Origin of the sequence: Xenorhabdus sp. KJ12.1 (assembly GCF_963876495.1) — a bacterium.
GTDB classification, from domain to species: domain Bacteria; phylum Pseudomonadota; class Gammaproteobacteria; order Enterobacterales; family Enterobacteriaceae; genus Xenorhabdus; species Xenorhabdus stockiae.
This window is the reverse complement of sequence record NZ_CAWNQH010000066.1, coordinates 42008-66553: the sequence shown is the minus strand read 5'-3', so window position 1 is coordinate 66553 and position 24546 is coordinate 42008. Positions and strand designations below refer to the sequence as shown.

The 24546-nt window shown below is 43.9% G+C and carries 23 protein-coding genes; 6 read left to right on the top strand and 17 right to left on the bottom strand.

Translation table 11 applies throughout. The features are described 5' to 3' along the window. Window positions 1-86: 86 nt before the first annotated feature. The 11 genes from trpS to AACS92_RS09835 form a co-directional block, all read right to left on the bottom strand. The gene (trpS, locus tag AACS92_RS09885) at window positions 87-1112 is read right to left on the bottom strand and encodes a tryptophan--tRNA ligase (RefSeq protein WP_099111052.1); all 1026 of its coding nucleotides are present in this window, start codon (window positions 1110-1112) and stop codon (window positions 87-89) included. A gap of 4 nt (window positions 1113-1116) precedes the next feature. After that, window positions 1117-1821, bottom strand: coding sequence for a phosphoglycolate phosphatase (locus AACS92_RS09880; protein WP_099111051.1), 705 nt, complete (start codon window positions 1819-1821; stop codon window positions 1117-1119). 14 nt (window positions 1822-1835) lie between these two features. Then, window positions 1836-2510: a ribulose-phosphate 3-epimerase gene (gene rpe / locus AACS92_RS09875; RefSeq protein WP_099111050.1), complete on the bottom strand. Its 675-nt coding sequence runs from the start codon at window positions 2508-2510 to the stop codon at window positions 1836-1838. Window positions 2511-2567: 57 nt separating this feature from the next. Then, the gene (gene dam, locus AACS92_RS09870; RefSeq protein ID WP_099111049.1) at window positions 2568-3386 is read right to left on the bottom strand and encodes an adenine-specific DNA-methyltransferase; all 819 of its coding nucleotides are present in this window, start codon (window positions 3384-3386) and stop codon (window positions 2568-2570) included. Between the two features lie 84 nt (window positions 3387-3470). Next, window positions 3471-4412, bottom strand: coding sequence for an SPOR domain-containing protein (locus tag AACS92_RS09865; RefSeq protein ID WP_099111048.1), 942 nt, complete (start codon window positions 4410-4412; stop codon window positions 3471-3473). Window positions 4413-4585: 173 nt separating this feature from the next. Continuing rightward, window positions 4586-5674 (bottom strand): 3-dehydroquinate synthase, encoded by a 1089-nt coding sequence (gene aroB / locus AACS92_RS09860; RefSeq protein ID WP_099111047.1) that lies wholly within the window; start codon window positions 5672-5674, stop codon window positions 4586-4588. Between the two features lie 45 nt (window positions 5675-5719). Next, window positions 5720-6241, bottom strand: a complete 522-nt coding sequence (gene aroK / locus AACS92_RS09855; RefSeq protein WP_038260059.1) for a shikimate kinase AroK — start codon at window positions 6239-6241, stop codon at window positions 5720-5722. Between the two features lie 402 nt (window positions 6242-6643). After that, entirely contained in the window at window positions 6644-7729 is a 1086-nt protein-coding gene (locus tag AACS92_RS09850) for a secretin N-terminal domain-containing protein (RefSeq protein ID WP_193756966.1), read from the bottom strand. Then, a complete protein-coding gene (locus tag AACS92_RS09845; RefSeq protein ID WP_099111046.1) occupies window positions 7726-8292 on the bottom strand; it encodes a hypothetical protein in 567 nt (188 codons plus the stop codon). The genes AACS92_RS09850 and AACS92_RS09845 overlap by 4 nt, the downstream gene beginning before the upstream one ends. After that, a complete protein-coding gene (locus AACS92_RS09840; protein WP_099111045.1) occupies window positions 8282-8836 on the bottom strand; it encodes a PilN domain-containing protein in 555 nt (184 codons plus the stop codon). The genes AACS92_RS09845 and AACS92_RS09840 overlap by 11 nt, the downstream gene beginning before the upstream one ends. Further along, a complete protein-coding gene (locus AACS92_RS09835) occupies window positions 8833-9753 on the bottom strand; it encodes a hypothetical protein (RefSeq protein ID WP_099111044.1) in 921 nt (306 codons plus the stop codon). Before AACS92_RS09835 ends, AACS92_RS09840 begins: the two co-directional genes overlap by 4 nt. A gap of 124 nt (window positions 9754-9877) precedes the next feature. On the opposite strand from AACS92_RS09835, the gene mrcA reads away from it, so the two are divergent. Next, on the top strand, window positions 9878-12409 hold the full coding sequence (gene mrcA, locus AACS92_RS09830; RefSeq protein ID WP_099111043.1) for a peptidoglycan glycosyltransferase/peptidoglycan DD-transpeptidase MrcA: 2532 nt from the start codon (window positions 9878-9880) through the stop codon (window positions 12407-12409). A 194-nt stretch (window positions 12410-12603) separates the two neighbouring features. Here the strand turns inward: mrcA and AACS92_RS09825 are convergent, their stop codons facing one another. The 3 genes from AACS92_RS09825 to nudE all read right to left on the bottom strand — a co-directional run bounded on the left by AACS92_RS09825 (window position 12604) and on the right by nudE (window position 15131). Beyond that, window positions 12604-13239 (bottom strand): hypothetical protein, encoded by a 636-nt coding sequence (locus tag AACS92_RS09825; RefSeq protein WP_153044778.1) that lies wholly within the window; start codon window positions 13237-13239, stop codon window positions 12604-12606. Next, window positions 13173-14126, bottom strand: coding sequence for a Tc toxin subunit A (locus AACS92_RS09820; RefSeq protein ID WP_099111041.1), 954 nt, complete (start codon window positions 14124-14126; stop codon window positions 13173-13175). Before AACS92_RS09820 ends, AACS92_RS09825 begins: the two co-directional genes overlap by 67 nt. A 453-nt stretch (window positions 14127-14579) precedes the next feature. Beyond that, window positions 14580-15131 (bottom strand): ADP compounds hydrolase NudE, encoded by a 552-nt coding sequence (gene nudE / locus AACS92_RS09815; protein WP_099111040.1) that lies wholly within the window; start codon window positions 15129-15131, stop codon window positions 14580-14582. A gap of 273 nt (window positions 15132-15404) precedes the next feature. On the opposite strand from nudE, the gene AACS92_RS09810 reads away from it, so the two are divergent. The 4 genes from AACS92_RS09810 to pckA all read left to right on the top strand — a co-directional run bounded on the left by AACS92_RS09810 (window position 15405) and on the right by pckA (window position 20844). Then, the gene (locus AACS92_RS09810) at window positions 15405-17513 is read left to right on the top strand and encodes an IgaA/UmoB family intracellular growth attenuator (protein ID WP_099111039.1); all 2109 of its coding nucleotides are present in this window, start codon (window positions 15405-15407) and stop codon (window positions 17511-17513) included. A 127-nt stretch (window positions 17514-17640) separates the two neighbouring features. Next, entirely contained in the window at window positions 17641-18060 is a 420-nt protein-coding gene (gene hslR / locus AACS92_RS09805) for a ribosome-associated heat shock protein Hsp15 (protein ID WP_099111038.1), read from the top strand. An 86-nt stretch (window positions 18061-18146) separates the two neighbouring features. Beyond that, entirely contained in the window at window positions 18147-19004 is an 858-nt protein-coding gene (hslO, locus tag AACS92_RS09800) for an Hsp33 family molecular chaperone HslO (protein ID WP_099111037.1), read from the top strand. Between the two features lie 220 nt (window positions 19005-19224). Then, on the top strand, window positions 19225-20844 hold the full coding sequence (gene pckA / locus AACS92_RS09795) for a phosphoenolpyruvate carboxykinase (ATP) (RefSeq protein ID WP_099111036.1): 1620 nt from the start codon (window positions 19225-19227) through the stop codon (window positions 20842-20844). A gap of 123 nt (window positions 20845-20967) precedes the next feature. On the opposite strand, the gene AACS92_RS09790 is transcribed toward pckA, so the two are convergent. Next, window positions 20968-21663: a pirin family protein gene (locus AACS92_RS09790; protein ID WP_099111035.1), complete on the bottom strand. Its 696-nt coding sequence runs from the start codon at window positions 21661-21663 to the stop codon at window positions 20968-20970. 415 nt (window positions 21664-22078) lie between these two features. Here AACS92_RS09790 and AACS92_RS09785 point away from each other — a divergent pair, with 415 nt between their 5' ends. Beyond that, window positions 22079-22297 carry a hypothetical protein gene (locus tag AACS92_RS09785; protein WP_099111034.1) on the top strand — a complete coding sequence of 73 codons (219 nt, stop codon included), beginning with the start codon at window positions 22079-22081 and terminating at the stop codon, window positions 22295-22297. Here AACS92_RS09785 and AACS92_RS09780 read toward each other — a convergent pair. Then, window positions 22294-23286 (bottom strand): GNAT family N-acetyltransferase, encoded by a 993-nt coding sequence (locus AACS92_RS09780; protein ID WP_099111033.1) that lies wholly within the window; start codon window positions 23284-23286, stop codon window positions 22294-22296. The two genes, AACS92_RS09785 and AACS92_RS09780, sit on opposite strands and share 4 nt — an antisense overlap. A 12-nt stretch (window positions 23287-23298) precedes the next feature. After that, a complete protein-coding gene (locus tag AACS92_RS09775) occupies window positions 23299-24540 on the bottom strand; it encodes an AMP-binding protein (protein WP_099111032.1) in 1242 nt (413 codons plus the stop codon). Window positions 24541-24546: the final 6 nt, after the last annotated feature.

The following is a 24546-nucleotide window of genomic DNA, read 5'->3' as shown; positions in this document are numbered from 1 at the left end:
TAAACAGGTATTCAATCGCTTGTTACTTAAGCCATGTATATATGCCAAAGGGTCAGCGTTAATAACCCTTTGGCATGTAACTGCTATTACGGATGGGTAATAAACCCAATTGCTTCATAAACCTTATTCAGGGTTTCCTGAGCACGAGCCTGTGCTTTTGCTGCACCTTCTGCCATGACTTGGTTAAGCAGAGCTTCATCATTACGGAAATGGTGATAACGTTCCTGCAAGTCAGCCAGCATTTCACACACTGCGTCTGCAACCGCACCTTTCAGGTGGCCGTACATTTTTCCTTCGAACTCTGCTTCCAATTCAGGGATGGTTTTGCCTGTTACACCTGACAGAATGTCCAGTAAGTTGGAAACACCCGGTTTGTTTTCCAAATCATAGCGGACACGAGGTGGCTCTTCAGAATCGGTGACTGCACGTTTGATTTTCTTGGCAACAGATTTCGGGTCTTCCAATAGAGCAATGACATTATTGCGGTTATCATCAGACTTAGACATTTTTTTGCTCGGCTCTTGTAATGACATGACACGAGCGCCTTCTTTCGGAATGAAAGGTTCCGGGATCGTGAAAATCTCACCGTAAAGAGCATTAAAACGTTGTGCCAAATCACGAGTCAATTCAAGGTGCTGTTTCTGATCAATACCTACAGGGATCTGATTAGCCTGATAAAGCAAAATGTCAGCAGCCATCAGGACAGGATAGTTAAACAGACCCGCGTTAATATTTTCCGGGAAACGGGCGGACTTATCCTTAAACTGTGTCATGCGGCTGAGTTCGCCGAAATAGGTATAACAATTCAGTGCCCAGGCTAGCTGGTTATGCTGAGGTACGTGTGATTGGACGAAAATAGTGCTTTTCTTTGGATCGATACCACAGGCAAGGTAAAGTGCCAGCGTATCCAGCGTACGTTTTTTCAGTTCTTCAGGATCCTGACGTACGGTAATGGTGTGCTGGTTAACAATACAATAGATGCAATCATATTCATCCTGCATCTGAACCCACTGACGTAACGCTCCCATGTAGTTACCGATGGTCAATTCACCGGAGGGTTGTGCGCCGCTGAATACAATAGGTTTCTGTTTCGTTGCTGTGGGTTCGTTCATTTTATTACGCTTCCTGTAAGTTCAAAGTTGGTAATCCAATTGTTGGTAGTAAATCCGGAAAATTGTCTAGTACATAATCCGGGTGGTTTAATGCTATTGATTCCCCATAGTTATATCCATAGGTTAAGCCAACACAAGGGCAGCCTGCCGCCTGTGCAGCCAAAATATCATTACGGGAATCACCAACAAAAAGCAATTCATCTTTATTTAAACCAAACATGCCCATTGTCAGAAACAGTGGTGCAGGGTGCGGTTTTTTCTGTTTAACATCGTCTCCTCCCAGTACCAGTGAAAAGTATTGACTGATACCAAGAGATTCCAGCAATGGTGCAATAAAAGGTGTCGGCTTATTAGTAATAATCGCCATCGGCAGGTTATGTTTTGCCAGCTCAGCCAGTGTTTCTTTGACATGAGGAAACAGTTTGCTACCCGTCGTGACGGTAGTTTCATAGAATTTATCGAACAGACTGCGGACTTCACTGAACAGTTCAGGGGAAAACTCTCCGACAGCCCATTTCAGGGCACGTTCAACCATGATGTCCGCGCCATTACCCACCCACACAGCAACGCGTTCTTTGCCTGCTGCGGGCAGAGCTTTGGTGAGTAAGGCCTGATCCAGAGCATCTGCCAGCCCACTGGCGCTGTCTACCAGCGTTCCATCCAGATCGAATGCAATGGCCTGAATTGCTTGTGCTACATTTTTTTTCATCATGTTGCCTGTCGTTATGCCACTGTTGATAACTCACTGCGCATTTCATCAATGACTGCTTTATAGTCAGGCTGACTGAAAATAGCAGAGCCTGCAACGAACATATCTGCACCAGCCTGAGCTGCCGCAGCGATGTTGTTGGCTTTGATACCACCATCAATTTCGAGACGGATATCATAGCCGCTTTCATCGATAATTTTACGGACATGACGCAATTTATGTAGGGTTTCCGGAATGAACGACTGGCCGCCGAAACCGGGGTTAACTGACATCAATAAAATAACGTCGAGTTTATCCAGTACATAATCCAGATAGCTGAGAGGTGTTGCCGGATTGAATACCAGACCAGCTTTACAGCCATGATCTTTAATCAGCTGTAGTGTCCGGTGAATATGTTCACTCGCTTCGGGATGGAAAGTGATATAGGTTGCACCGGCCTTAGCAAAATCGGGGATAATGCGATCTACAGGCTTCACCATCAGATGAACATCAATGGGAGCGGTAATACCATAATCGCGCAGTGCCTGGCAGACCATCGGGCCAATTGTCAGGTTTGGTACGTAATGGTTATCCATAACGTCAAAATGCACAACATCAGCACCGGCAGCCAGCACCTTTGCGGTATCTTCACCCAGACGGGCGAAATCTGCAGATAGAATGGATGGGGCAATCAGAAAATCTTTCTTCATTATTCTCTTCTCCAATTCATTGTTTATCCCCGTTATTTCAGGGGCAGGAAACCTCAATCACTTCTGGCAGTATAACGCCAAAAGTTCATCAACTTTACAGCGGGCAAGAATATTTCTACTTATTGTCCGGCGGGCTTTAACAATGTAAAGGGAAGCATGATGATACCATTCACGTGTCATTGGCGTGTCATGGTTGGATATGAGCACCGGAATACCATGTTGAGACGAAAGATTATAGGCAAGCCACGCCAGATTTTCTTGGTCTGTCAGGTTAAAACTATTTGTATGGTAGGCTGTAAAATTTGCGGTTGCTGAAAGAGGAGCATAGGGCGGGTCGCAGTAAACCACTGAGCCTTTTGGGACATTAGTTAATGCGACTTCATAATGCTGACAGATAAAAGTAGCCTTCTTAGATTTTTCAGCGAACCAATACAGCTCATCTTCCGGAAAATAAGGTTTTTTATAGCGTCCGAAAGGAACATTAAACTCGCCGCGTAAATTATAGCGACACAGACCGTTATAGCAGTGACGGTTAAGATACAGAAACAACACGCTGCGATGGAATGGATCTTTGCTTTTGTTGAACTCTTCTCTCAGGCGATAGAAGGTTTCAGACGTATTGTATGCTGGTGAAAATAAGGGACGGACATGATCAATAAACTCATCCGCACGAAATTTTACCGTATCGTACAGATTAATCAGATCACTATTGATATCTGATAAGAGATAAGAATCATAATCGGTATTCAGGAATACCGAGCCTGCGCCAACAAATGGCTCAACTAAGCGATCGCCCTCTGGCAGATGACGTTTAATATCATCCACCAAGGGGTATTTTCCACCGGCCCATTTTAAGAAAGCGCGTTTTTTTTTCATGCCGTCAATAAAGTATTCAATAATTTCAGAGTCGCAGATTGTACTCTGTTTAGGACAGCATATCAGCGCCTAATCAAAATAGTTTTATTTTTTCAGATCTTGATGAACCTGTTGTAGTTTTCTTACCCAGGGTTTTTGTGTCCGAACGTCTACAGGGAGTGAGGCAATCGCTTTTTTGGCGTCTGAAGCGGAATTGTAGCTACCGTAGATCAAAATAAACCATGTCTTATCATTACGTTTAGTTTCATAAACTTTGTAATGGGAAAGGTTATTCTTTTTCGCAAAAGCAATCAAGGTATCCGGGCGACTGGCGCTGCTTAACTGGAGTGTAAACCGATTTGCCGGTACTTTCAGTAGGTCTTCACCGATACTTGCAGTACTTTGCTTATTTGTCTGATGGTCAGTGGTTGCGGGTTTCGTGGCTACCTTATGTTGTTTTTCGGTTTTTTGCTGTTCAACCGGCGTTACTGCCGTCTGCTTTACACGGCTCTGTTGTGGTGTCGGTTGTGAGGATGGCTGGTTTTCCTGTTCCGTATTTTTTTGTACCGCATTGTTGATATTGCTTTGTTGCTGATTTAAAGCATCAGAAATATCACCGGGTAATTCGATACGTTGGTTATAGCTACCCGTTCCGCTGGTCGGGGAAAGGTTCTGACTAGGGGTACTGCTGATTGGCGGCATGCCTATTTCATGCGGATGGTCAGTGGCAGATGTGGATGGTGCTTCCTGTGCGCTATTTTGCTCATTGTCGGAAGATGATGAAGTGCCGGATAGGTTAATACTTTTCTCGACTGAATTTGATGACTGCTGCTTTTCATGTTCTGTTGGTGATTTCAGGGCAGAACTGATAGCGATAATGAGCAGTAGAAGCACAAGGATACCGGCCCCAATCATCATTTGTTGACGGGATATTGCCAGTTTTGGATTCTGCTTCTGGGGGCGTGATCGCTGAGTGGGACGATCAGATGTATCGGGTTTAAACTCGTTTTCTGTTTTTTGTTTATTTTCTGATTTTAATTCGTCCATATGCCCTCCCAGCTGAGATAATACTGCCAATTGCTATGTGACTGATAACGGAGTGATAAGTTTGGTGGCCAGACCTAACTGAAGCTGTTCACATTATACCCATTATTTGAAAAATCTATCGGATATATCTATCAATGTAGCTATTTTATAGCAAACAGCCAGAAAATTAGGGGTCATTCACTACAACGTCGGATGGCTTCTAATATGACATCGGTGCTGATATCAGAACGAAGTTCTGCTTTCCCGATAGCTGTGGGTAATACCAGCCGAAGTTTGCCCGCAGTGACTTTTTTATCGCGCATCATATGAGGTAAATAATTTTCAGGAGGCATTTCTGACGGGCCATGTACAGGCAGTTTTGCTCTTTCCAGCAGACTGATGATGCGCTGTGTATCCTGACCGGGGAATGAGCCAACAAGCTCAGAAGCCCGTGCAGCCATAACCATCCCTGCTGCGACTGCTTGCCCGTGCAGCCAGACTCCGTATCCCATTTCAGCTTCAATCGCATGCCCGAAAGTATGGCCGAGATTTAATAAAGCCCGCATACCTGAGCGTTCATGCTCATCCGCTGCAACAACAAGGGCTTTCAGCTCACAGCAACGACGAATGCAGTAAGCCATAGCCTGATGGTTGAGATCCAATAATTTTTCGATATTGTTTTCAAGCCAGTTGAAAAATTCACCGTCCAGGATCACGCCATATTTGATCACTTCAGCCAGCCCTGCATACAGCTCTTGGGCTGGCAGGGTATTTAAGCAGTTGAGATCAATGACCACAGAGGCGGGCTGGTAAAACGCCCCAATCATGTTTTTACCGAGGGGGTGGTTGACTCCGGTTTTTCCACCAACAGAAGAGTCAACCTGAGAAAGTAGAGTGGTGGGCACCTGAATGAAACGGGTGCCGCGCTGATAGCTGGCAGCAGCAAAACCCGTCATATCACCGATGACACCACCACCGAGAGCGATAAGCGTTGTGTCCCGAGCATGATTATTTTCCAGTAAGGCCGAAAATATATCATTGAGCACAAAAAGTGATTTGTATTGTTCACCGTCAGGCAAGATAACTTCATTCACCCGAAGGCCCATATTCAGCAATGTGGATTTCACCTGTTCAAGATACAGGGGAGCCAGTGTTTCATTGGTCACTATCATGACCTGCTGACCAGATTGCAGGGGCCTGAATGCTTCACTGCTCGAAAACAGCCCTTGGGCGATGGTAATTGGATAGCTTCTTTCACCTAACGTAACAATCACTTGTTCCATATCAGCTTTCGCCTTATTTTTTGCAACGGATTGAATCCGCGGAAATTAATTTTTTTCCAATAATTCAATAATTTGATTAGCTACAACTTTGGCGCTTTGCTCATCTGTACGTATAGTCAGGTCAGCAATCTCCTCATACAGAGGATTGCGCTCATCAGCCAGATTTTCTAAAACTTCACGTGCTGGTGCATCAACTTGAAGTAAAGGGCGTTTTTTGTCGCGCTGGGTACGAGCTAACTGTTTTTCGATAGTTGTTTCTAAATAGACGACAACACCACGGGCAGACAGACGATTGCGGGTTTCTTTTGACTTAACAGACCCCCCCCCAGTTGCCAATACAATGCCTTGTTTCTCAGTCAGTTCGTTAATTATTTTTTCTTCGCGTTCACGGAAGCCTTCTTCGCCTTCCACATCGAATACCCAGCCCACGTCAGCTCCGGTACGTCGCTCAATTTCTTGATCGGAGTCGTAAAACTCCATATTGAGTTGCTGAGCTAACTGACGACCAATAGTGCTTTTGCCGGCACCCATAGGCCCAACCAGAAAGATATTGCGTTTCTCTGCCATGTTTTTGGTATTACTAAGACTATTTGTTAATGATAACCCGCCCCGCCAATCAGATTAGCCGCGGGACCTAAACTGAAACCTCATGAGTGAAATGTGAGATCAGATGGAAAAATTATCTCAGCACATCAGCCTATATTGCAACTATATAAATCAGCACGAACCGATTGAATCAGGTTCATGCTTTTTTTCTGGCTGACTGTAACCCTACCCATGGATATTTTGGTAGGCTTTTGCTGGTAATGAGAGACCTGCTCACTCAATTAGATAATCCTTGTATGCTAAATTGCCCTCAGCGTCAAATCCATAAACAGGTCAGACCAAGGAAAATGGCTGATAATCGGGCGATAAAATCACATATGTTGCATTTAACTAACTGATAAATATGTCTATATTTTAAGGTGGTTAAATATCAGTCAGTTGAGGTGTAATAAAAATTACGAGCTCCCTTCGGCTATGTCGTTCTCCCTGTTGGTTAAATAATGCACCCAATATAGGAATTTCTGACAAGTAGGGCACTTTTTGCAGACTGGCGCCTTTTTTCTGTTGAAAAATACCGCCCAAAATAAGTGTTTCACCGTTTCTAACGGTAACTTGTGTCATTATTTCTTGTTTATCAATCGCCAGATTTTCATTTCCTCCCTGATTAATGGGAAGGCCGGGCGCATTCTGGCTGATCTTGAGTATTAACCGGATTTTTCCGTTCTTTAAAATGTGTGGAGTGACTTCCATCCCCAATACGGCCTCTTTAAACTGAATCGTTGTTTTATCCTTATTCTGTACAATATAAGGAATATCAGAACCCTGTTTGATACTGGCAGGTTGCTGATGTGAGGCTGTCAGTCGTGGACTGGCAATGATATCCAGTTGATTTTCTTGTTCTAATGCACTGAGTTCCATTTCCAGCAGAGTGGCATGGATACGGGCTGCATTCAGCACTAAACGATGGCTTTGGCTACCCGCAGGTTGATGCAGATTCAGGCGGTTAAACCCTAGTGCCCGATTTAGTGGATCGGCGGTAATGCCCCAGTGAATACCTAATTCATGCAGTGCTTCTCTACTGCTGGTGACAATATGCGCTGTAATTTGTACTTGTTGTTGTGGTGTATCCACTTCTTTCAGCCAGTTTTTGATGCGAGTAATAGCATCAAATTTATCTTCTAATATCAGGCTGTTTGTTAAAGCATCATGTTCTACTTTTCCCCATTTTGTCAGCAACGCTGGGGTATTTTTTTGCAATTGTTCTGTTATTTTTCCTGCATCAGCGTATTGCAGGGTAATAACCTGATATTCGATTTCCTGATCATCCTGTTCTGACTGATGGAACTCCGTTGCTTCATCTGCCGTATTTTCATTGATAGGATTGTGTGGCGGCTGGAAAGGATCTCTTACATTTATGGAAAAAGCCGCTTCTTCCGGTTCAGTATCTTCCGCACAACTGAAAAAGGATAAAAACAGGAGTGCCAGTAAGGTGTAAACACAATTCTTCATTGTTGCTTTTCCTCATGATTTATATTTTCCTCATGACTCATATCTGCCAGTACCATGCGGACGGTCAGGCCATTATCGGCGGGGGTGATTGTGAGGTGTTTAATCAGCAATAAGGGCCGTAACTGCTGAATTTCACTCAGAAAGCGGAGTAATTGCTCATAGGTCAGTGACAATATGATATGCCATAAAACCTGATGACCTTCTTTGTGACTTTTCCATTCCATCAGTTGGCTGCCGGAACGGGTTAAAGGCTGGTGGAGCCGTTTAAGTACCGTCGTTTTCGGGGATGATGTTATGTGACTATTTGAGTCGAGATTAGCGGTTATCTGTTGGATCTGCTGGTGAAGTTCGGTTAAATCCGGTAGTTCGGAAAAACGGGTTTGAGATAATGCAATATCATTTTCCTGTTCTGCTATTTTGGAGCGAAAAGAATGAATGGCGTCTTTATTGCCCTGCCAGATAAAAAAATAGAATCCCAAAATAAGAGGAACGATCACCAATTGCTGTAATAAAAATAATTGCCATGCAGGGCGAAATAACCACACCAGATAATTATTTTTCATTACTGTTCCCCATTAACCACTCAGCATCAATGGTAAATACTCGGAGGTAGTCTTCAGGTGTCGTTGTCATTTTTTTCAATTGGACATTAATAAGTGAAATATTGCCTGTCAGGTTATCCAATAAATCAGAAACATCTTCATAGCTTTGACTATTAGCAGCAAAAACTAATTGGCCGGAATCATCACTGAATGTGGTTAGCCAGCTTTTTTCCGGTAATAAGTGAGGAAGCTGACGAAATAGTTGTAAATATCGCTGATTCTGCTCCATGAATAACTGTTTTTTCCCTAATTGTTGAGACAGTTGTTGTTGCTGTTGGACAGCCTGCTCTGTTTCACTGATAGTTTGTTTTAATTGCGCAAGTTGGTGGCTATTTTCAGTAAATTGGTTTTGATATTGTTCAATTTGTTGTTTTTGCTCTATTGAAATGATTACCAGAGCGGCAACCCACAGGAACAGTTGTAACCCGAGGAATACTCCCCATTTATGACACCGACGTTTAAGCCTTGCCTGTCGCCAAGGTAGAAAATTCACCTGATGCATCATTGGTCATCCGGTCTTAGTGCTAATCCTGCCGCTATCATGAAAGCACCCATGTTTTCCGGTATTGGGGGCTGGTAATGGCAAAATGCTGACAGTAGGTGCCAAACCTGAACGGATTCTGCTGGCGCGGCCTGCTGCTTTATGGGAGTAGGGCTGGTGGATTGTTCATCACTGTAATAAATCGGGTAATTTTCCCTGCCCGGAGTAATGGGGAGCTGGTTAATGACCTGTGTCAGACTGGCATGAGACTGAGTTGATATCAGCCCATAACTGAAAGGCAGGCTCGACGGGGCCAGCCATAACCAGTCAGTTTTTCGTTGATGAACCAGCCAGCTGTTACCGGGAATTCCGGCAAGTTCGGCTACATAGCGTAATGCGCAGGGGGCAATATCGATGGCATCGGGTGATAAACCGATTTCTGTGAGCAGGCTGAGCCAGAAATTGAGGTCTTTTTGGCGGGTTGCACTTATACAGATTTGTTGCCCATGTACCCGATAATCGAGAGCCAGATCAGTGGTGGGGAATTGCTTTTCGGCATTAGCACGGACAAACCAACCGAGTTCCGGCTCCTGTAATGAGATGTGCTGAGGCAGAGGAATTTGTTTCTGTAATGTTTGTTGAACAGGTAGTGCCAGCCTTAATTTAACCTTGTTAGGTAATATTTGCCGCCACTGCGTTAAAATTTTGCGTAATTTTTCTGGATACTGTAACCATCCCCCTGAGATAGGGGTGTTTGGTACCTTATTTAATAAGGGAGTTTCACTAAATGACGATGTTTCATTAAATAAAGATGTTTCGTTAAATAAAGAATAGTGCCAGCAGTGCCGGAATTGCCAGCCGTGACGGCGTTTAGTGGCGGCAAGCGCACGAATGTAATGATTATGGATATCCAGGCCGATATACCATGTAGCTGGGTACATATAGTGATTTCCTTATCAGTGATTAGTAATTAATGAAAGGTCATATTCATCGTGTTGTATAGCCTTTATACTACGTACTAATCGTTTATAAACTGCCTCATTAACATGGCGTGAGAAATTTCAGGTGAAGTTCATAAAGTATTTTTTGATCCTTGTCGTTTTTTGCATTTTCTTGGGAACTGCCTCGATTTTTGGTTTGTACAAATATATCGAGCCACAGTTACCGGATGTCGCGACGTTAAAGGATGTCCGATTACAGACACCGATGCAGGTGTTCAGTGCTGATGGCGAACTCATCGCTCAATATGGCGAAAAACGCCGCATACCGCTTACCCTATCCGAAATGCCTCCGTTGTTGGTAAAAGCCTTTATTGCCACAGAGGATAGCCGTTTTTATGAACACCACGGTGTTGATCCGATAGGTATTATTCGTGCTGCCTCCATTATGATGACTTCGGGGCATGCGTCTCAGGGAGCGAGTACCATCACGCAGCAGCTTGCGAGAAACTTTTTTCTTACTCCGGAAAGGACTTTGATTCGTAAGGCGAAAGAAGTATTTCTGGCGATTAGAATTGAGCAGATGTTAACCAAGGATGAAATTCTTGAGCTGTATCTCAACAAGATCCATCTTGGTTATCGTGCGTATGGTGTCGGCGCTGCAGCACACGTTTATTTCGGCAAAAACGTGAATGAATTGACACTAAGTGAAATGGCGATGATTGCCGGATTGCCGAAAGCGCCTTCAACCTTAAACCCGCTGTATTCTTATGAGCGTGCGACCAACCGCCGTAATGTGGTGCTGGGGCGCATGCTGGAAGAGGGCTACATTACTCAGCAGCAGTATTATCAGGCTAGAAGTGAGAAATTAGTTGCCAGTTACCACACTCCGCAGATTGCGTTTTCTGCACCTTATCTGACTGAAATGGTCAGACAGGATCTGATTAACCGTTATGGCGAAAATGCGTATACGGATGGTTATAAGGTCTATACCACGGTGACGCGCAAAATCCAGCTGGCTGCTGTCGATGCCGTTCGTACTAATGTGATTGACTATGATATGCGTCATGGTTATCGCGGTGCTCAGGAAGTGTTATGGAAGGGAGGCCAGCTTGCATGGAGTCAGTCTAAGATTACCGATAAGCTGAAAACCTTACCAAAATATGGCCCCTTGTTGCCTGCGGTTGTCATGAAATCTAATGCTACTCAGGCTGAAGTGATACTGACAGATGGCAGCAAAGTTGAACTGACAATGGCAGGAGTCCGCTGGGCACGTCAGTTCAAAACTGACAGCCTGCAAGGGCCGGCACCACAGAGTGTGGATAGCGTCATTCGGGCTGGTGAGCAGATTTGGGTCAGAAAGGTCAATAACGTCTGGTGGCTGGCTCAATTACCGGAAGTGAATGCGGCGTTGATCTCCATTAACCCAATAAATGGTGCGGTAGAAGCGTTGGTTGGTGGTTTCAATTTTGAATTAAGTCAATTTAATCGCGTGACTCAATCATTGCGTCAGGTTGGCTCCAATATCAAGCCATTCCTGTATACCGCTGCGATGGATAAAGGGCTGACGCTGGCATCATTGCTGAATGATGCACCTATCAGCCGTTGGGATGCCGGTGCAGGTACGGACTGGCGTCCGAAAAACTCGCCTCCGACCTATGATGGCCCGGTTCGTTTGCGTCAGGGACTGGGGCAGTCCAAAAACGTAGTGATGGTGCGAGCTATGCGGGCGATGGGTGTCGATTATGCGGCTGACTATCTGAAACGCTTTGGCTTACCGGGAGAGAATGTTGTCCGCACAGAATCACTGGCGCTGGGCTCACCTTCTTTCACACCAATGCAGTTAGTACGCGGCTATGCAGTGATGGCGAATGGTGGCTATCTGGTTGATCCTTACTTCATTAACAAAATTGAGGATGATGCAGGGAAAATTCTGTATGAAGCTAAACCTAAGGTTGCCTGCCCACAATGTACTGATATTCCGGTGATCTACGGGGATACAACACGCTCTATTGAGCTGTCCGAAGATTCGATTGAGAACGTAGCTCATTCCGATGTTTCCCAAAACCCCGTGTTACTACCACAGCCGGATCTGGAAAGTGTCGCGCCTAATCTGTACGTTGATGATCAGCAATATGCACCGCATGTTATCAGCACACCGCTGGCATTTTTGATCCATGATGCCCTGAAAACCAACATCTTTGGTGAACCGGGCTGGATGGGAACGGGTTGGCGCGCCGCCCGAGATTTAAAGCGTCGTGATATTGGCGGTAAAACCGGGACAACCAATAGTTCGAAAGATGCATGGTTCTCTGGTTACGGGCCGGATATGGTGGCAACAGTCTGGATTGGTTTTGATGAGCACAGCAGAAGTCTGGGACGTACTCCGGTTCTGAAAGGAGAAGGTGGAGCGAAAACGGCTCAGCCAATCTGGGATGACTTCATGAAAATGGCATTAGAAGGAGTGCCTGAAAAACTGATGGAGGCTCCTCAAGGCATTGTGTCTGTCACGATTGATCGGGCTACGGGTAAGCTCTCTAGCGGTGGAAAAAATACCCGTGCAGAATATTTTATTGAGGGCACTCAACCGACAGAATATTCTGTACCAGAGGCGGGTACGACTGTCATTGAGAATGGTGAAAGCCAAGAACTGTTCTGATCAGTTTTAGGTGCCTGCGCAGGTATTAAACTGAGATAAAAAGGCTCTGTCAGTTTCCTGACGGAGCCTTTTGTTATAGGTTATTTATCAATTTTTATAGCATAAGGGCTATTTATTCATTTTATCTTTCACAGCTTTTGCGAATGGTTTACCGCCATCTACAGCGGTGTAGTGAATATGAATATTGATATCTTTTAACCGCCACACAGGAACATGACCCAAATGACGGATGTGTTTTTTGCCTGAAAGCCCTGCATGGCAGAAGCGATTTTATCTTCACTCAGCATGGCATCATTTGCACTGGGAATAACGGATCTGATTTTTTTAATCCAATCAATATTTTCAATATCAGCAGAGGTATTGCTGCCGGACTGATAAGGCATCAGTAATAGGTTAAGGGACAAGGGGGATAGATTATGCTGCTTAATCCATTGCGTGGCATTCATGACAGCGATAAGTACATCGAGAATATCAATGGCTTTAGCGTCCTTAGCTAATACCGGAATACCTGCCAGTTGTTGCAGATAGCTCGGATTATCGCGGTTCAATAGCAACAATAACCCTAAACTTTCTTTCACTGACATGCGCAATATGCGGGGTATGGCAACCAGACGATACAGGGCAGAAACAACATCCAGCGAACGTTTGGGCTTGCTCAGGTTCTGTGCCTGCATAACGAAAGAAAGTAATATCTGGCAGGTTGCATCATCAATATTCAACCCCCGGCATAACTGGTTGATAGTCAGTGCATCGATGCCTTCGGTCACGGCGGGATCAAATTCTTTATTATCCAGAACCAGCACAAATGAAGAAGATGTCTGTTGTGACAATCCCGGAGCATTGAAAAGCTGATCAAAGAAAGAGAGTTTGTTCTCAAGAGAGCAGGGGCTTTACCTGCGTTGATATAGGAAGCGGCATAGTTGGCCCCGGAGGGAAATTGTTTATCCGCATTATCCGGTTTAGTGACGTTACTGGAGTAGGTGACGATACTGTGAGTCTTGGTTTCTTCGGCGATTCCGTTAACCGCAAACAATGATTCTGCTTCCTGAGAAGTCAGGCCGGTTTGTTGAGTGAATATGGTGAGACGCTCCAGAGATCCTGCGGCTTTGATTGTATCTCCTTTTAGGCCGTAATATTTTTCGAAGAAATCTTTTTGGCTGCTTTGTGATTTTTCCAGCAATAATGCCTGAAGTTTCGGTGCCAGTGTGCTGCTTATCATCATTGCTGTTTGCAGCGAGTCAGCACTCAGATTGTCATCGATAAAATTGGGATACTTGCTGTCAGCCCGTTGGATCAAATCTAGTAATGGGATCTCTTTTTTTGCCAGTACGGTTGTAGTTTGCTTTAGCGGAAAGTGGAATGGCAACGAAAGCGGGTAATGAATATCAGCCAGAGAATGCGTCAAAGGCTGATTATTATTGATATGATTTTTGACTTTTTCGGCCAGAGCTTCAATGACGAGTGGTAACAGGCTGCTAGTCTGATTGAGGTTAGTACTATCAAGCAATAATTTTTCGATATCAGTCCGCCGTTGGCTGAGAAAACGGGCACTCTCTTTGTCTGCGTCTTTTTCAAACATCTGAATCTGTTGATATAGCTCAACCAGATAGGCTAACGGCCCGTCATTGGCTTCGGGTAAACCCGGAAAACAATAAAGATCCGGATTATCGTTAAAGAGTGTCTTATAACTAATCTGTGAATTTATATTATTTGCCATACATGATTACCTTTGAAATAGAAATTCGATTAAAAGAAAACGGCACTTCTATTTTTCATAACACCTTTCTCATAACATTAATTTATGTTTCTGGTGCTATTGAAACGGCTACACTATGGCCTGTTATTGTGAGCTATCCAGCCTAAAATATATTCCGGATCTGATCGTTTATTAAAAAGTTATTTTATTTCAATGGGAGTTTTAAAAATTGAGTTTATTGAATAAATCATAAAGGGGTTATCAGGGGAATATCGCGATTGTGGGTATTAATTTTTAAATAATAATAAATATGTTTATTTGTTATTTTTAATAAAGTGAATGCTTTTGTGTATGCTCAGTATAGTGAAAAAATGGGTATTAAAGATGGTTGTCTCCAATACCCCCTTTTTCATAAATTTATATTATTAATTTCTATTATTCAGATAAGCAATCAGCGCTGCTGTAAACGGAGTCTTAACACGTTTCATTCAGGTATCGTTGTGCAAAAAATAACGCACTGACATTTCTGGCTTCGTTGAAATCGGGGTGTTCCAGTAGTGACATCATGTCTGCTATAGGCCAGCGGATCTGTACCAGTGGTTCCGGCTCATCTCCTTCCAGAGCTTCGGGGTATAAATCCTGTGCAATCACGATGTTCATTTTGCTGGAAAAATAAGAAGGCGCCATCGTCAATTTTGTCAACAATTCCAGTTTGCTGGCACCTAATCCTACCTCTTCCTTTAATTCACGATTAGCCGCTTCAAGAATACTTTCTCCTGCATCAATCGCGCCTTTAGGAAAACCCAATTCATATTGTTCAATACCTACGGCGTACTCACGTATCAGAAGTAAGTCATCACCAATTACCGGAATAATGAGAACCGCTTCATGATTGGTAGGTTTCATTCGTTCATAAATACGTCTGGCACCATTACTGAATTCAAGATCGACGGACTGGATGTTGAATAAACGAGAATGGGCAATATTACTTATATTCAATATTTTAGGCTTTTTCAGTTCAATCATGCTTGCCCCTGATGGTTGTTGCGTATTTAAACTTTGCTTTAATATGGCTGATTATGTTAGTAAATGATAGCGATTATCGCTTGTATGTATTTTTGTTATGGTTCTACTTTGCAGAAAATGCTGTTTTTTGTGAATTGGTGTGAGAAAATTTATATAACATGTTGTAAATAAAATTAAAAATAGAAGGCGAGAATAGGAATAACCTGATTCTGCGGGTTTCTTTCGATTGTTATTTTGTCAGTTTCTTACTGCTGTCATGGGCATGGAGAACAAATGAGCTCACTGGTCATTATATTGGCTATTTTTATTATTAGCCTGACTATAATGGCTTCCTTTCTGACTTTCAGATGGAGGCGGTCTGATAACGCGCGTTATATGTCATTGAAGACTAACACAGTCAGTCGTAAGTTGAATGCAGTCGAATTTCAAGTTATTGAATCTTATTTGAAAAATATCCTACCTCATACGAAATTAGACAGAAGCTACGTATCCGGCTATCCGGTATTTCCCATCAGGGATAATAACGTTTATACCATCAGTCATACTATCACCCGTTTTTCTGCTGTTTCTGGGGAAACGCAGCACTGGCGTTACTATCTCGATGAAACAGAAATCTATTTTCCAGCCTTGCTTGAACCTTTTGTTAATCAGCGAAATACAATCGATATTGTTGAAACTTCTTCAATGCCGCTAGTCATTGCGGTAAATGGTCACAGTCTGACAGACTATCAGCAAGACCTGCTGGTTACACCGAGTATCAAAAAGGCAGAGCACGCTTCAATTCAGAAAAACGGTAATTCGAATGCCAACCTGCTGTACCTGCGTAAAGAAACTCCGGAAGAGTATCGCCTGCGTCACTCAACAGGTATTCAGGAAGGTGTGCTGATGTGTGCTGGCTTATCGTTGTGGTTTCTGGCGCTTTTTGTTCCTTCACCATTATTGCCGTGGCTGATGCTGGTTTCTGTGCTGTTTATTCTTGCCAGTTTCTGGCCGTTTTTCAGGTTACCCTCCACACGTAATTATTTGAATATAAGCTGTTTCAGCGGCATTCTGAAACGCTGGGGGGTATTTAGTGAATTTGAGCAGGAAAACAAAAAGAACATCTCTCTTGGAGGCGTTGATCTCATTTATCCTGTTCATTGGGAGCCGTATGTTGCGCATGAACTTGATAAAAATACTGATGTAGAAATGTACTCCAATGGCCATGTTGTCCGTCAGGGGCAGCATCTTTCATTGAATGAGGAAGAAAGGCTTTACCCTTATCAACGTTACCAGAAGAATCAGATGCTGGTGGTATTTTCTATCTTAGCCATGCTTGTACTGTATCTTTATCCGCCGGTTAGTCTATCGATGCGATTAAGTTTCGCGTGGCTGCATGGTAATAACACCACAGTCATTACTGATGCCGGTGAGTTATCGAATATGCCACTGCGGGAAGGGGATGTGTTGAGGGTGAAAGGTACGGGAATGTGTTACATGCCACCAAAATCAGGGACACTGTCTTCCCCGGATGATTTTTCTTTTTTACCGTTTGATTGCCTTGGTATCTATTGGAACAATGGCAGCTCATTACCCATTCCTGAATCGGAGATTATCAATAAAGCTTCGGCGTTACTGACAACAGTGAATGAGCAATTGCGTCCTATGGAGCATGCTCGGAAATATAACCCCGCCCTGAATGAAGTGATTACTAAGTCGGGAATGATATTACTCGACAATTTTCCTCAGATTATTTTGAAGACGAATGCGCTTTGCTTCAAGGAAGGCGATTGTAACCGGCTAAAAAATGCACTTGTCAATTTAAGTAATGCCAAAAGTTGGGATGATCTCCTGAATCAGGCTGAAAAAGGGAAACTGAATGGAACTAGGGTTCTACTACGTTCTGTCAGTGCGGATGCATTAGGAAAGTTAGTTGATTCCACTGCAGCTTCATTTGTCCAGCGGGAAACGGATAGATACAGTATTCTTCTGAACAGTCCTCCACCGGGGGGCGTTTTATTGATTAGTGATGAAAAGCGTCCATTAGTTGAATATCCTATTTCATCGTTTTTTACTTATGATTCCAATGCATTGCAGCAATGGCATGATTTATTGCGGCAAGCGGGAATGCTGACGCATGTACCATTTGAAACGAAAGGCATCGTAACGGAGTTATCGGAAGATGCAAATGGCACCCGCCATATAACGCTGCACAGTGAGCCTGATTCTATAACACTGATTCGTTATCTGGGTAGCTGCCTTTTTCTGGCGGTAATTATGGCGACGCTGATAGTCAATGGGATACTGACTATCAAGAAAAAACAAAAAAACAGGCAGCGTTTGCTGCGGATAAAACAGCACTACGATAGTTGCTTCAATGTGAAACAACCACCAATGAATTAGCGATAATCCGGTGGGCTATGCTACCCTGAACCTGTTTTTTGTCATCTCCGATCAGGTATTGTTATTACACATTACCCGTTAATATTTACCCGTTAATATTGAAACAGAGCAATCAGAGAGAACAATCATGCCTAATTCAGACAACGATCAAGCTGTTCGCCTTGATAAGTGGCTGTGGGCAGCCCGTTTTTACAAAACCCGTTCCACTGCGCGTGACATGATTGATGGAGGAAAAGTCCACTATAATGGTCAGCGTGGAAAGCCGAGTAAACTGGTTGAGTTGAATGCTGTCATTAAACTGCGTCAGGGTAGTGATGAGAGAACAGTCACCGTTCTGGCCCTCAGCAGTCAAAGGCGTGGTGCTACAGAAGCCCAGCAGCTTTATCAGGAAACGGAAGAAAGCATTATTAAACGGGAAAAAATGGCGTTAGCCCGTAAAATGAATGCACTAACGATGCCACATCCTGATCGTCGCCCGGATAAGAAAGAGCGGCGTACACTGATTAAGTTCAAGAATACAAAATTAAATGAGTCGGGACATTCCTAACAAATTTCGAGTTGCTTCGCGCTGCCAGCAAAGCGGCAGCTTGAAAGATAAAGGGAATAACCGCCTCAGTGAAATGAGAGAGATTTATGATCAAGCATGACCAATTACACCGCTTTTTATTTGAAAGTCATTCTGTCAGGGGTGAACTTGTTACCGTCAGTGAGACTTACCAGCGGATGTTGGAAAATCACGATTTTCCTCAACCTGTACAGCAGTTGCTGGGTGAATTGTTGGTCGCAACCAGCCTGTTGACCGCTACCCTGAAATTCAACGGAGATATTACCGTACAAATTCAGGGCGACGGGCCGGTTAAGCTGGCAGTTATCAATGGTAATAACCAGCAACAAATGCGTGGTACTGCCCGTATTGATGGTGATATCAATGCTGAAAGCAGCCTGCGTGATATGGTTGGTAATGGTTATATGGTCATTACAGTTACGCCAACAGAAGGTGAGCGCTATCAGGGGGTTGTAGCGCTGGAAGGAGAGACGCTGGCGGAATGTCTGGATGCTTACTTCAGGCAGTCAGAACAGTTACCAACCAGATTGTTTATCCGCACAGGTGTGCAGGATGGCAAAATGGCGGCGGGTGGCATGTTATTGCAGAGCTTGCCGAGCGCGCAAACCGGTGATGTTGATATGCTTGACCATCTGGTTCAGCTCACGACAACCATCAAAGGTGAAGAGCTGTTTACACTGGATATCAAAGAAATTCTGTATCGTCTTTACCATGAAGAAGATGTCACTCTGTATGAACCTCAGCAGGTTGAATTCCGTTGTGGCTGTTCTCATCAACGTTGTGCCGATACTCTGGCAACTTTACCAGAAGAGGATCTGCGAGATATTCTGCATAAAGATGGCAAAATTGACATGGAATGTGAATTCTGTGGAATGCATTATATTTTCGATGAAAAAGCGATTAATAAAATAAAAGAAGTGAAGTAATAATAATTATATTGATTGTATTTATGTATTGATTTTGGAGGGCGTATAAATACGCCCTTTTTATTATTAAAAATTTTTTGTTTCGTGTTCTGTGTCTCATATAACACTAAAAAAAATAATAAGATTTCAATTTTTTGATAACAATCGCGGTTAATTAGTCATAATTATTTATTATTTCCGGCTGAGACAGAGATTAAATCTAACTGATCAGGAGCAATAAATGAGCGTTACAGGCGTTACTGCGCAGGAGCTTGCGGTTTATGGTATTCGTGATATCAGCGAAGTTATCTATAACCCAAGCTATGAATTGTTATTTTCTGAAGAAACTAAATCCTCTTTACAGGGATATGAGAAAGGAACATTGACCAACCTTGGCGCTGTCGCAGTAGATACTGGGATTTTTACAGGGCGTTCTCCTAAAGATAAATACATTGTACGTGATGAAGTGACTCGCGACACAGTGTGGTGGGCAGATCAGGGAAAAGGTAAGAACGATAATAAACCTCTCAGTCAGGAAACCTGGTCTCATCTTAAGGGGTTAGTTACTCAGCAGCTTTCAGGCAAACGTTTGTTTGTAGTTGATGCGTTCTGTGGTGCGAATGCGGATACCCGCCTGAAAGTGCGTTTCATTACGGAAGTGGCATGGCAGGCTCATTTTGTCAAAAACATGTTTATTCGCCCTTCGGATGAAGAGCTGATCGACTTCACGCCGGACTTTATTGTGATGAACGGTGCTAAATGCACGAATCCACAATGGAAAGAGCAGGGCCTGAACTCTGAAAACTTTGTTGCTTTTAACCTGACAGAAAGAATGCAACTGATCGGTGGTACTTGGTATGGCGGTGAGATGAAAAAGGGCATGTTCTCAATGATGAACTACCTGCTGCCACTGAAAGGTATTGCTTCCATGCATTGCTCTGCTAACGTGGGTGAGCAGGGTGATGTCGCTGTTTTCTTTGGTCTTTCCGGTACAGGTAAAACCACGCTTTCCACTGATCCGAAACGTAAACTGATCGGTGATGATGAACATGGCTGGGATGACGACGGCGTATTTAACTTTGAAGGTGGTTGTTATGCAAAAACCATCAACCTGTCGAAAGAAGCCGAACCGGATATTTATCACGCTATTCGCCGTGATGCCCTGCTGGAAAACGTCACTGTGCTGGCAGATGGCTCGGTTGATTTCAACGACGGTTCTAAAACAGAAAATACCCGCGTTTCCTATCCTATCTACCATATTGAAAATATCGTTAAGCCGGCATCAAAAGCCGGACACGCAACTAAAGTTATTTTCCTGACGGCTGATGCTTTCGGTGTATTACCTCCTGTTTCCCGCCTGACGCCAGAACAGACTCAGTACCATTTCCTGTCAGGTTTTACCGCTAAACTTGCCGGAACTGAGCGTGGTGTAACTGAACCAACGCCGACTTTCTCCGCGTGTTTTGGTGCGGCATTCCTGTCGTTACATCCGACACAGTATGCTGAAGTGCTGGTGAAGCGCATGCAGGCATCCGGTGCAAAAGCCTATTTGGTTAACACTGGCTGGAACGGCACAGGCAAACGAATTTCTATCAAAGATACCCGCGCGATTATTGATGCAATCCTAAGTGGCGATATTGAAGATGCAGATACCGTCGAATTGCCGATTTTTGACCTGACTGTCCCAACGACATTGCCGGGCGTTGATAGCGGTATTCTTGATCCACGTAATACTTATGCGGATAAAGCGGAATGGGATGTTAAAGCCAAAGATCTGGCTGAGCGTTTCATTAATAACTTCGACAAATATACCGATACCGCCGCTGGCGCTGCATTGGTAAAAGCTGGGCCGAAGTTGTAAGAGTTTCAGACTATCTGCATTAAATAAAGTGGGAGAACGATCCCACTTCAAGTTGTTAACAAACCCCGTTGAAAAACTAGCGGGGTTTATCACTATGACGTTTCTTACTTTTTGGAAGAGTGATCAATTAGGCGGCAGATCAAACAATAAGATTTCACTCTGTTGATTTGCGGTTATCTGAATGTCGGATTCATCCCTGATAGCGATACCGTCGCTAATCCCTGCTTTTACACCGTTGACATCGATTTCGCCGCGAACCACTTGAAGCCAGATTTTTCGCGGTTTTTCTATATGATATTCGTACCTTTCACTACGTTTCAATGTATGACGCCATAACGTCATATCTTGAAATATCTTTAATGAGCCATCACGGGCATCAGGTGAAAGTATGAGCTGGTGTTTTTTTTCCGACTCAAAGCGGCGTTGTTCATAGCGGGGTGTCAGACTATTTTCTGCTGGCATAATCCAGATTTGGTATAAGTGAAGAGGATTATCATGATGTGGATTATATTCTGAGTGGCGAATACCAGTACCCGCGCTCATTATCTGAAACTCGCCTGCTGATATTTGGCCCAGATTTCCCATATTATCCTGATGCTCTACTGTACCGGACAGAACATAAGTCAGAATTTCCATATCATGATGAGGATGCATGCCAAATCCTTGACCACCATCAATCAGGTCTTCATTGATGACTCTTAGGGCAGAGAAGCCCATGAAGTTGGCATCATAATAATGTGCAAATGAAAAAGTGTGCCAGCTATCCAGCCAGCCATGATTAGCGTGGCCTCGTTCTGAAGCCTTACGTAGGTAAATCATCTTCAAAATCCCTCAACATTTTTTCATAGTCTAGTTGATGGAATTAAATATGAAATATTAGAAATTTAATATTAACAATCAAAAAATTTGAATAATAAAAAGAGGATATTAAGGATAAAAAAAAGCCAACATTAAGTTGCTGGCTATAAAGTAAACACTGGAAGCAATGTGAGCAATGTCGTACTTTCACATGACCCTGAAGGTGGTGCACTGAAAGTGTTAATAATGATAATCGTTCTCAATATCATTTGTAAAGTGTTTTTTTGACCAAAATTAGATCCTGATCGGCTTTCTGGTCAGAACCTTGACGAATTCAGTTAAGAAAATGGCAGGAATAAGTGAACATAGAGTAGCTTGATGGCGAGCCTGTAAATTAAATTGTGTTTAGGTCATTCAAATGACAAAAGGAAGATAAATGCTGCCTAAACTGCCTCCATCTATTGACTGTTTTATCGGCAACTCAGCTTTGGTCCCTGATGGTGTGGCTGATCGCTGGCTGGATATTGCATTTGTGCATCGTAACTTGCGTGAAGAGATTTCAGTGAATAAAGCCGCAGAGTTTCTTACTACGCTTGGCGACTTTGATAACGTAGCCAAGCGTGAATTCTTCGAACAGTTAGACGAGCTGTTTTAACCCGGAATCAGTTCACTTACGCGGGGTTGTCGTGAATGCCCTGCCGTTTCTCCCAATTCCATTTGGTAGAGATGCTGTATGCTGATATCGGAAAACTTATAGAGCGTTGGTTGGTAACCCCGTAGCCAGAGCAAAAACCACCCTTCTTGGGGGTCAGGGCAGAGTCCGGCAAAGCGGAATCCGCCTTTTTGCAATTGTGGGTAGAACTGTAGTGCTTCTTCATTAGCCGGAAGTTTCAGATAGATTAACTGATTAGCCGGGTAATCTATGATCTCAGATAAGAAGTCCGGATCAGCTTCATATAATGTGATCTCCAGACGTCGCCCTTTTATCTGGGAAGTTGCGTATGCACTGGAAGTAAAAGGGTTACAGCCTTTTTGTTGTTGATCAGATGATGATTCACCAACATATTGGCTTATCTGGTTAGCCCAGTTCTGCCAGGATTGCGGCCAATTCAGTTTAGGCAATGGAAACGATTTCAGTGGCAAAATACCCTGAACAATGCTTTCTGGTTCCGGTAACCCAAAGGGAGAATCGACATAATCCAGCATCAACGCAGTTGAATAAAAGCCCAGATTCTGGGCTAAATACTGACTTTTCATATGCGAACAAACTTGCTTTATCGTCAACAAACAATATTGCTGCTCTTTCGCATAGTGGCATAAATAATTCCCCAAAGAGGTGGCAATACCTTTGCCCTGAAATTCTGGGTATACCGCAACCAGCGCCAGCTCTGCCTGAGCCTGCTGAACCGAATCCTTCACAAGTGATGCATGGCCAATCAGCCGCCCCTGAGAAAAAGCCAGAGCGGAATACCATTTTCCTGTAGTCTGATAATCCTCTATCAATTTGGGTAGATAGATATCAGGGTAGACATACGAATCACCGTAAATATCACGGAATAATTTGCTGATATGTTTACTGTCACCTGATTGGTAGCTGCGGATCTGAATAGCAGAATCCAAAATAGCTGAAGGAAAAGTAGTCATAAATTTGATCCTTCAATTATAACTACGCAGATCCACAACCCGCTGCAATTTGCCTGAACGCGGGTGGGTATACATTGCATCGATATTGGTTTGAACAATCTCCAGCATATTTTGCCGGAAATGTGCTGTGTTCAGACCCGGAAATGCCAGTAGCATATTATGGCGTATTTTCTCGATATTAACGGGTTCAGGGCTGGCCACCAATAATTTGATTTTGTCTTCTGACTCTTCCTGAGATAGTACCAATTGCCAGGCGAGTAGTTCGGTTTGCGGTGCCAACTGGGTTGCTAAGTCGTCAGGAAATAAGGAAAGATCACCCACTCTGATCCGGTAACCCTGATTGGCGCGCCCCTGAAGTGCAAACTTACGATGAGTCTGCTCAGGTTCACACCAGCAGGCCAGATCGCCGGTCGGATAGCGGAGTACCGGCATTAGTTGCCGTTGTAGGTTGGTAACCACCAGCATTCCCCGATGCCCCGGTTCCGTGATGGGTTCATGAGTAATCTCATCAATAATCTCAATAATAGTCTCTTCACTGAAAACCCGATGTTCTCCCGGCCCACATGCGGGATCAGCAAAGCCGATTAACCCGCCGTCAACACTGGCACAGCCTACGGAGCCAAAGCGAGCCTGCGGGAAAACCTGCCGCATTGCTGCGATTTGCCCTTCAAACAGGCTCTCGCCACCAAACAGAATGGTTTCTACCATTGGCAGAGTCTGCCCGTTTTCTTTCAGATATTGAGCAAAGCGGATGAGCTGGACGGGAACGCCCGCCAGCACATTGATATTGTGATGCTGAATGTTGTGAGCCAGCAAATTGTCATCGACCTTACAAGTGAAGGGAAACTCCACAATAGGTAATGATGAGTTAGACAAAGCACCATGAATAAACAGTAAACTGGTATAAAGATCGCCCGCAAAAAACAAATTGGCGACGCGATCTCCCGGCTGGAGTTGACGGGCAACAGCTTTGCCAAAAGACTGGATAAATGCTTTCCACTCTTGCTGGCTGAAAACTGACAGCCGACCATCACTGGTTGAGCCACCCGTTTTAAACACATGCCCCCCTTCCAGTGGGGCGGTAAGCACCGGCCACGTTTGTAAATTTTCTGAGCCGACCCAGTAATTGCCGGGTTCGACTAAGGGTAAATCTTGTAGCGTCCAGTTATCAGGAACGGACTTGTAGAGTTCCCGATAATAAACAGAATGCTTACGTACATGATTGAACAGATCAATTAACGCTATGCTTTTCATGATATT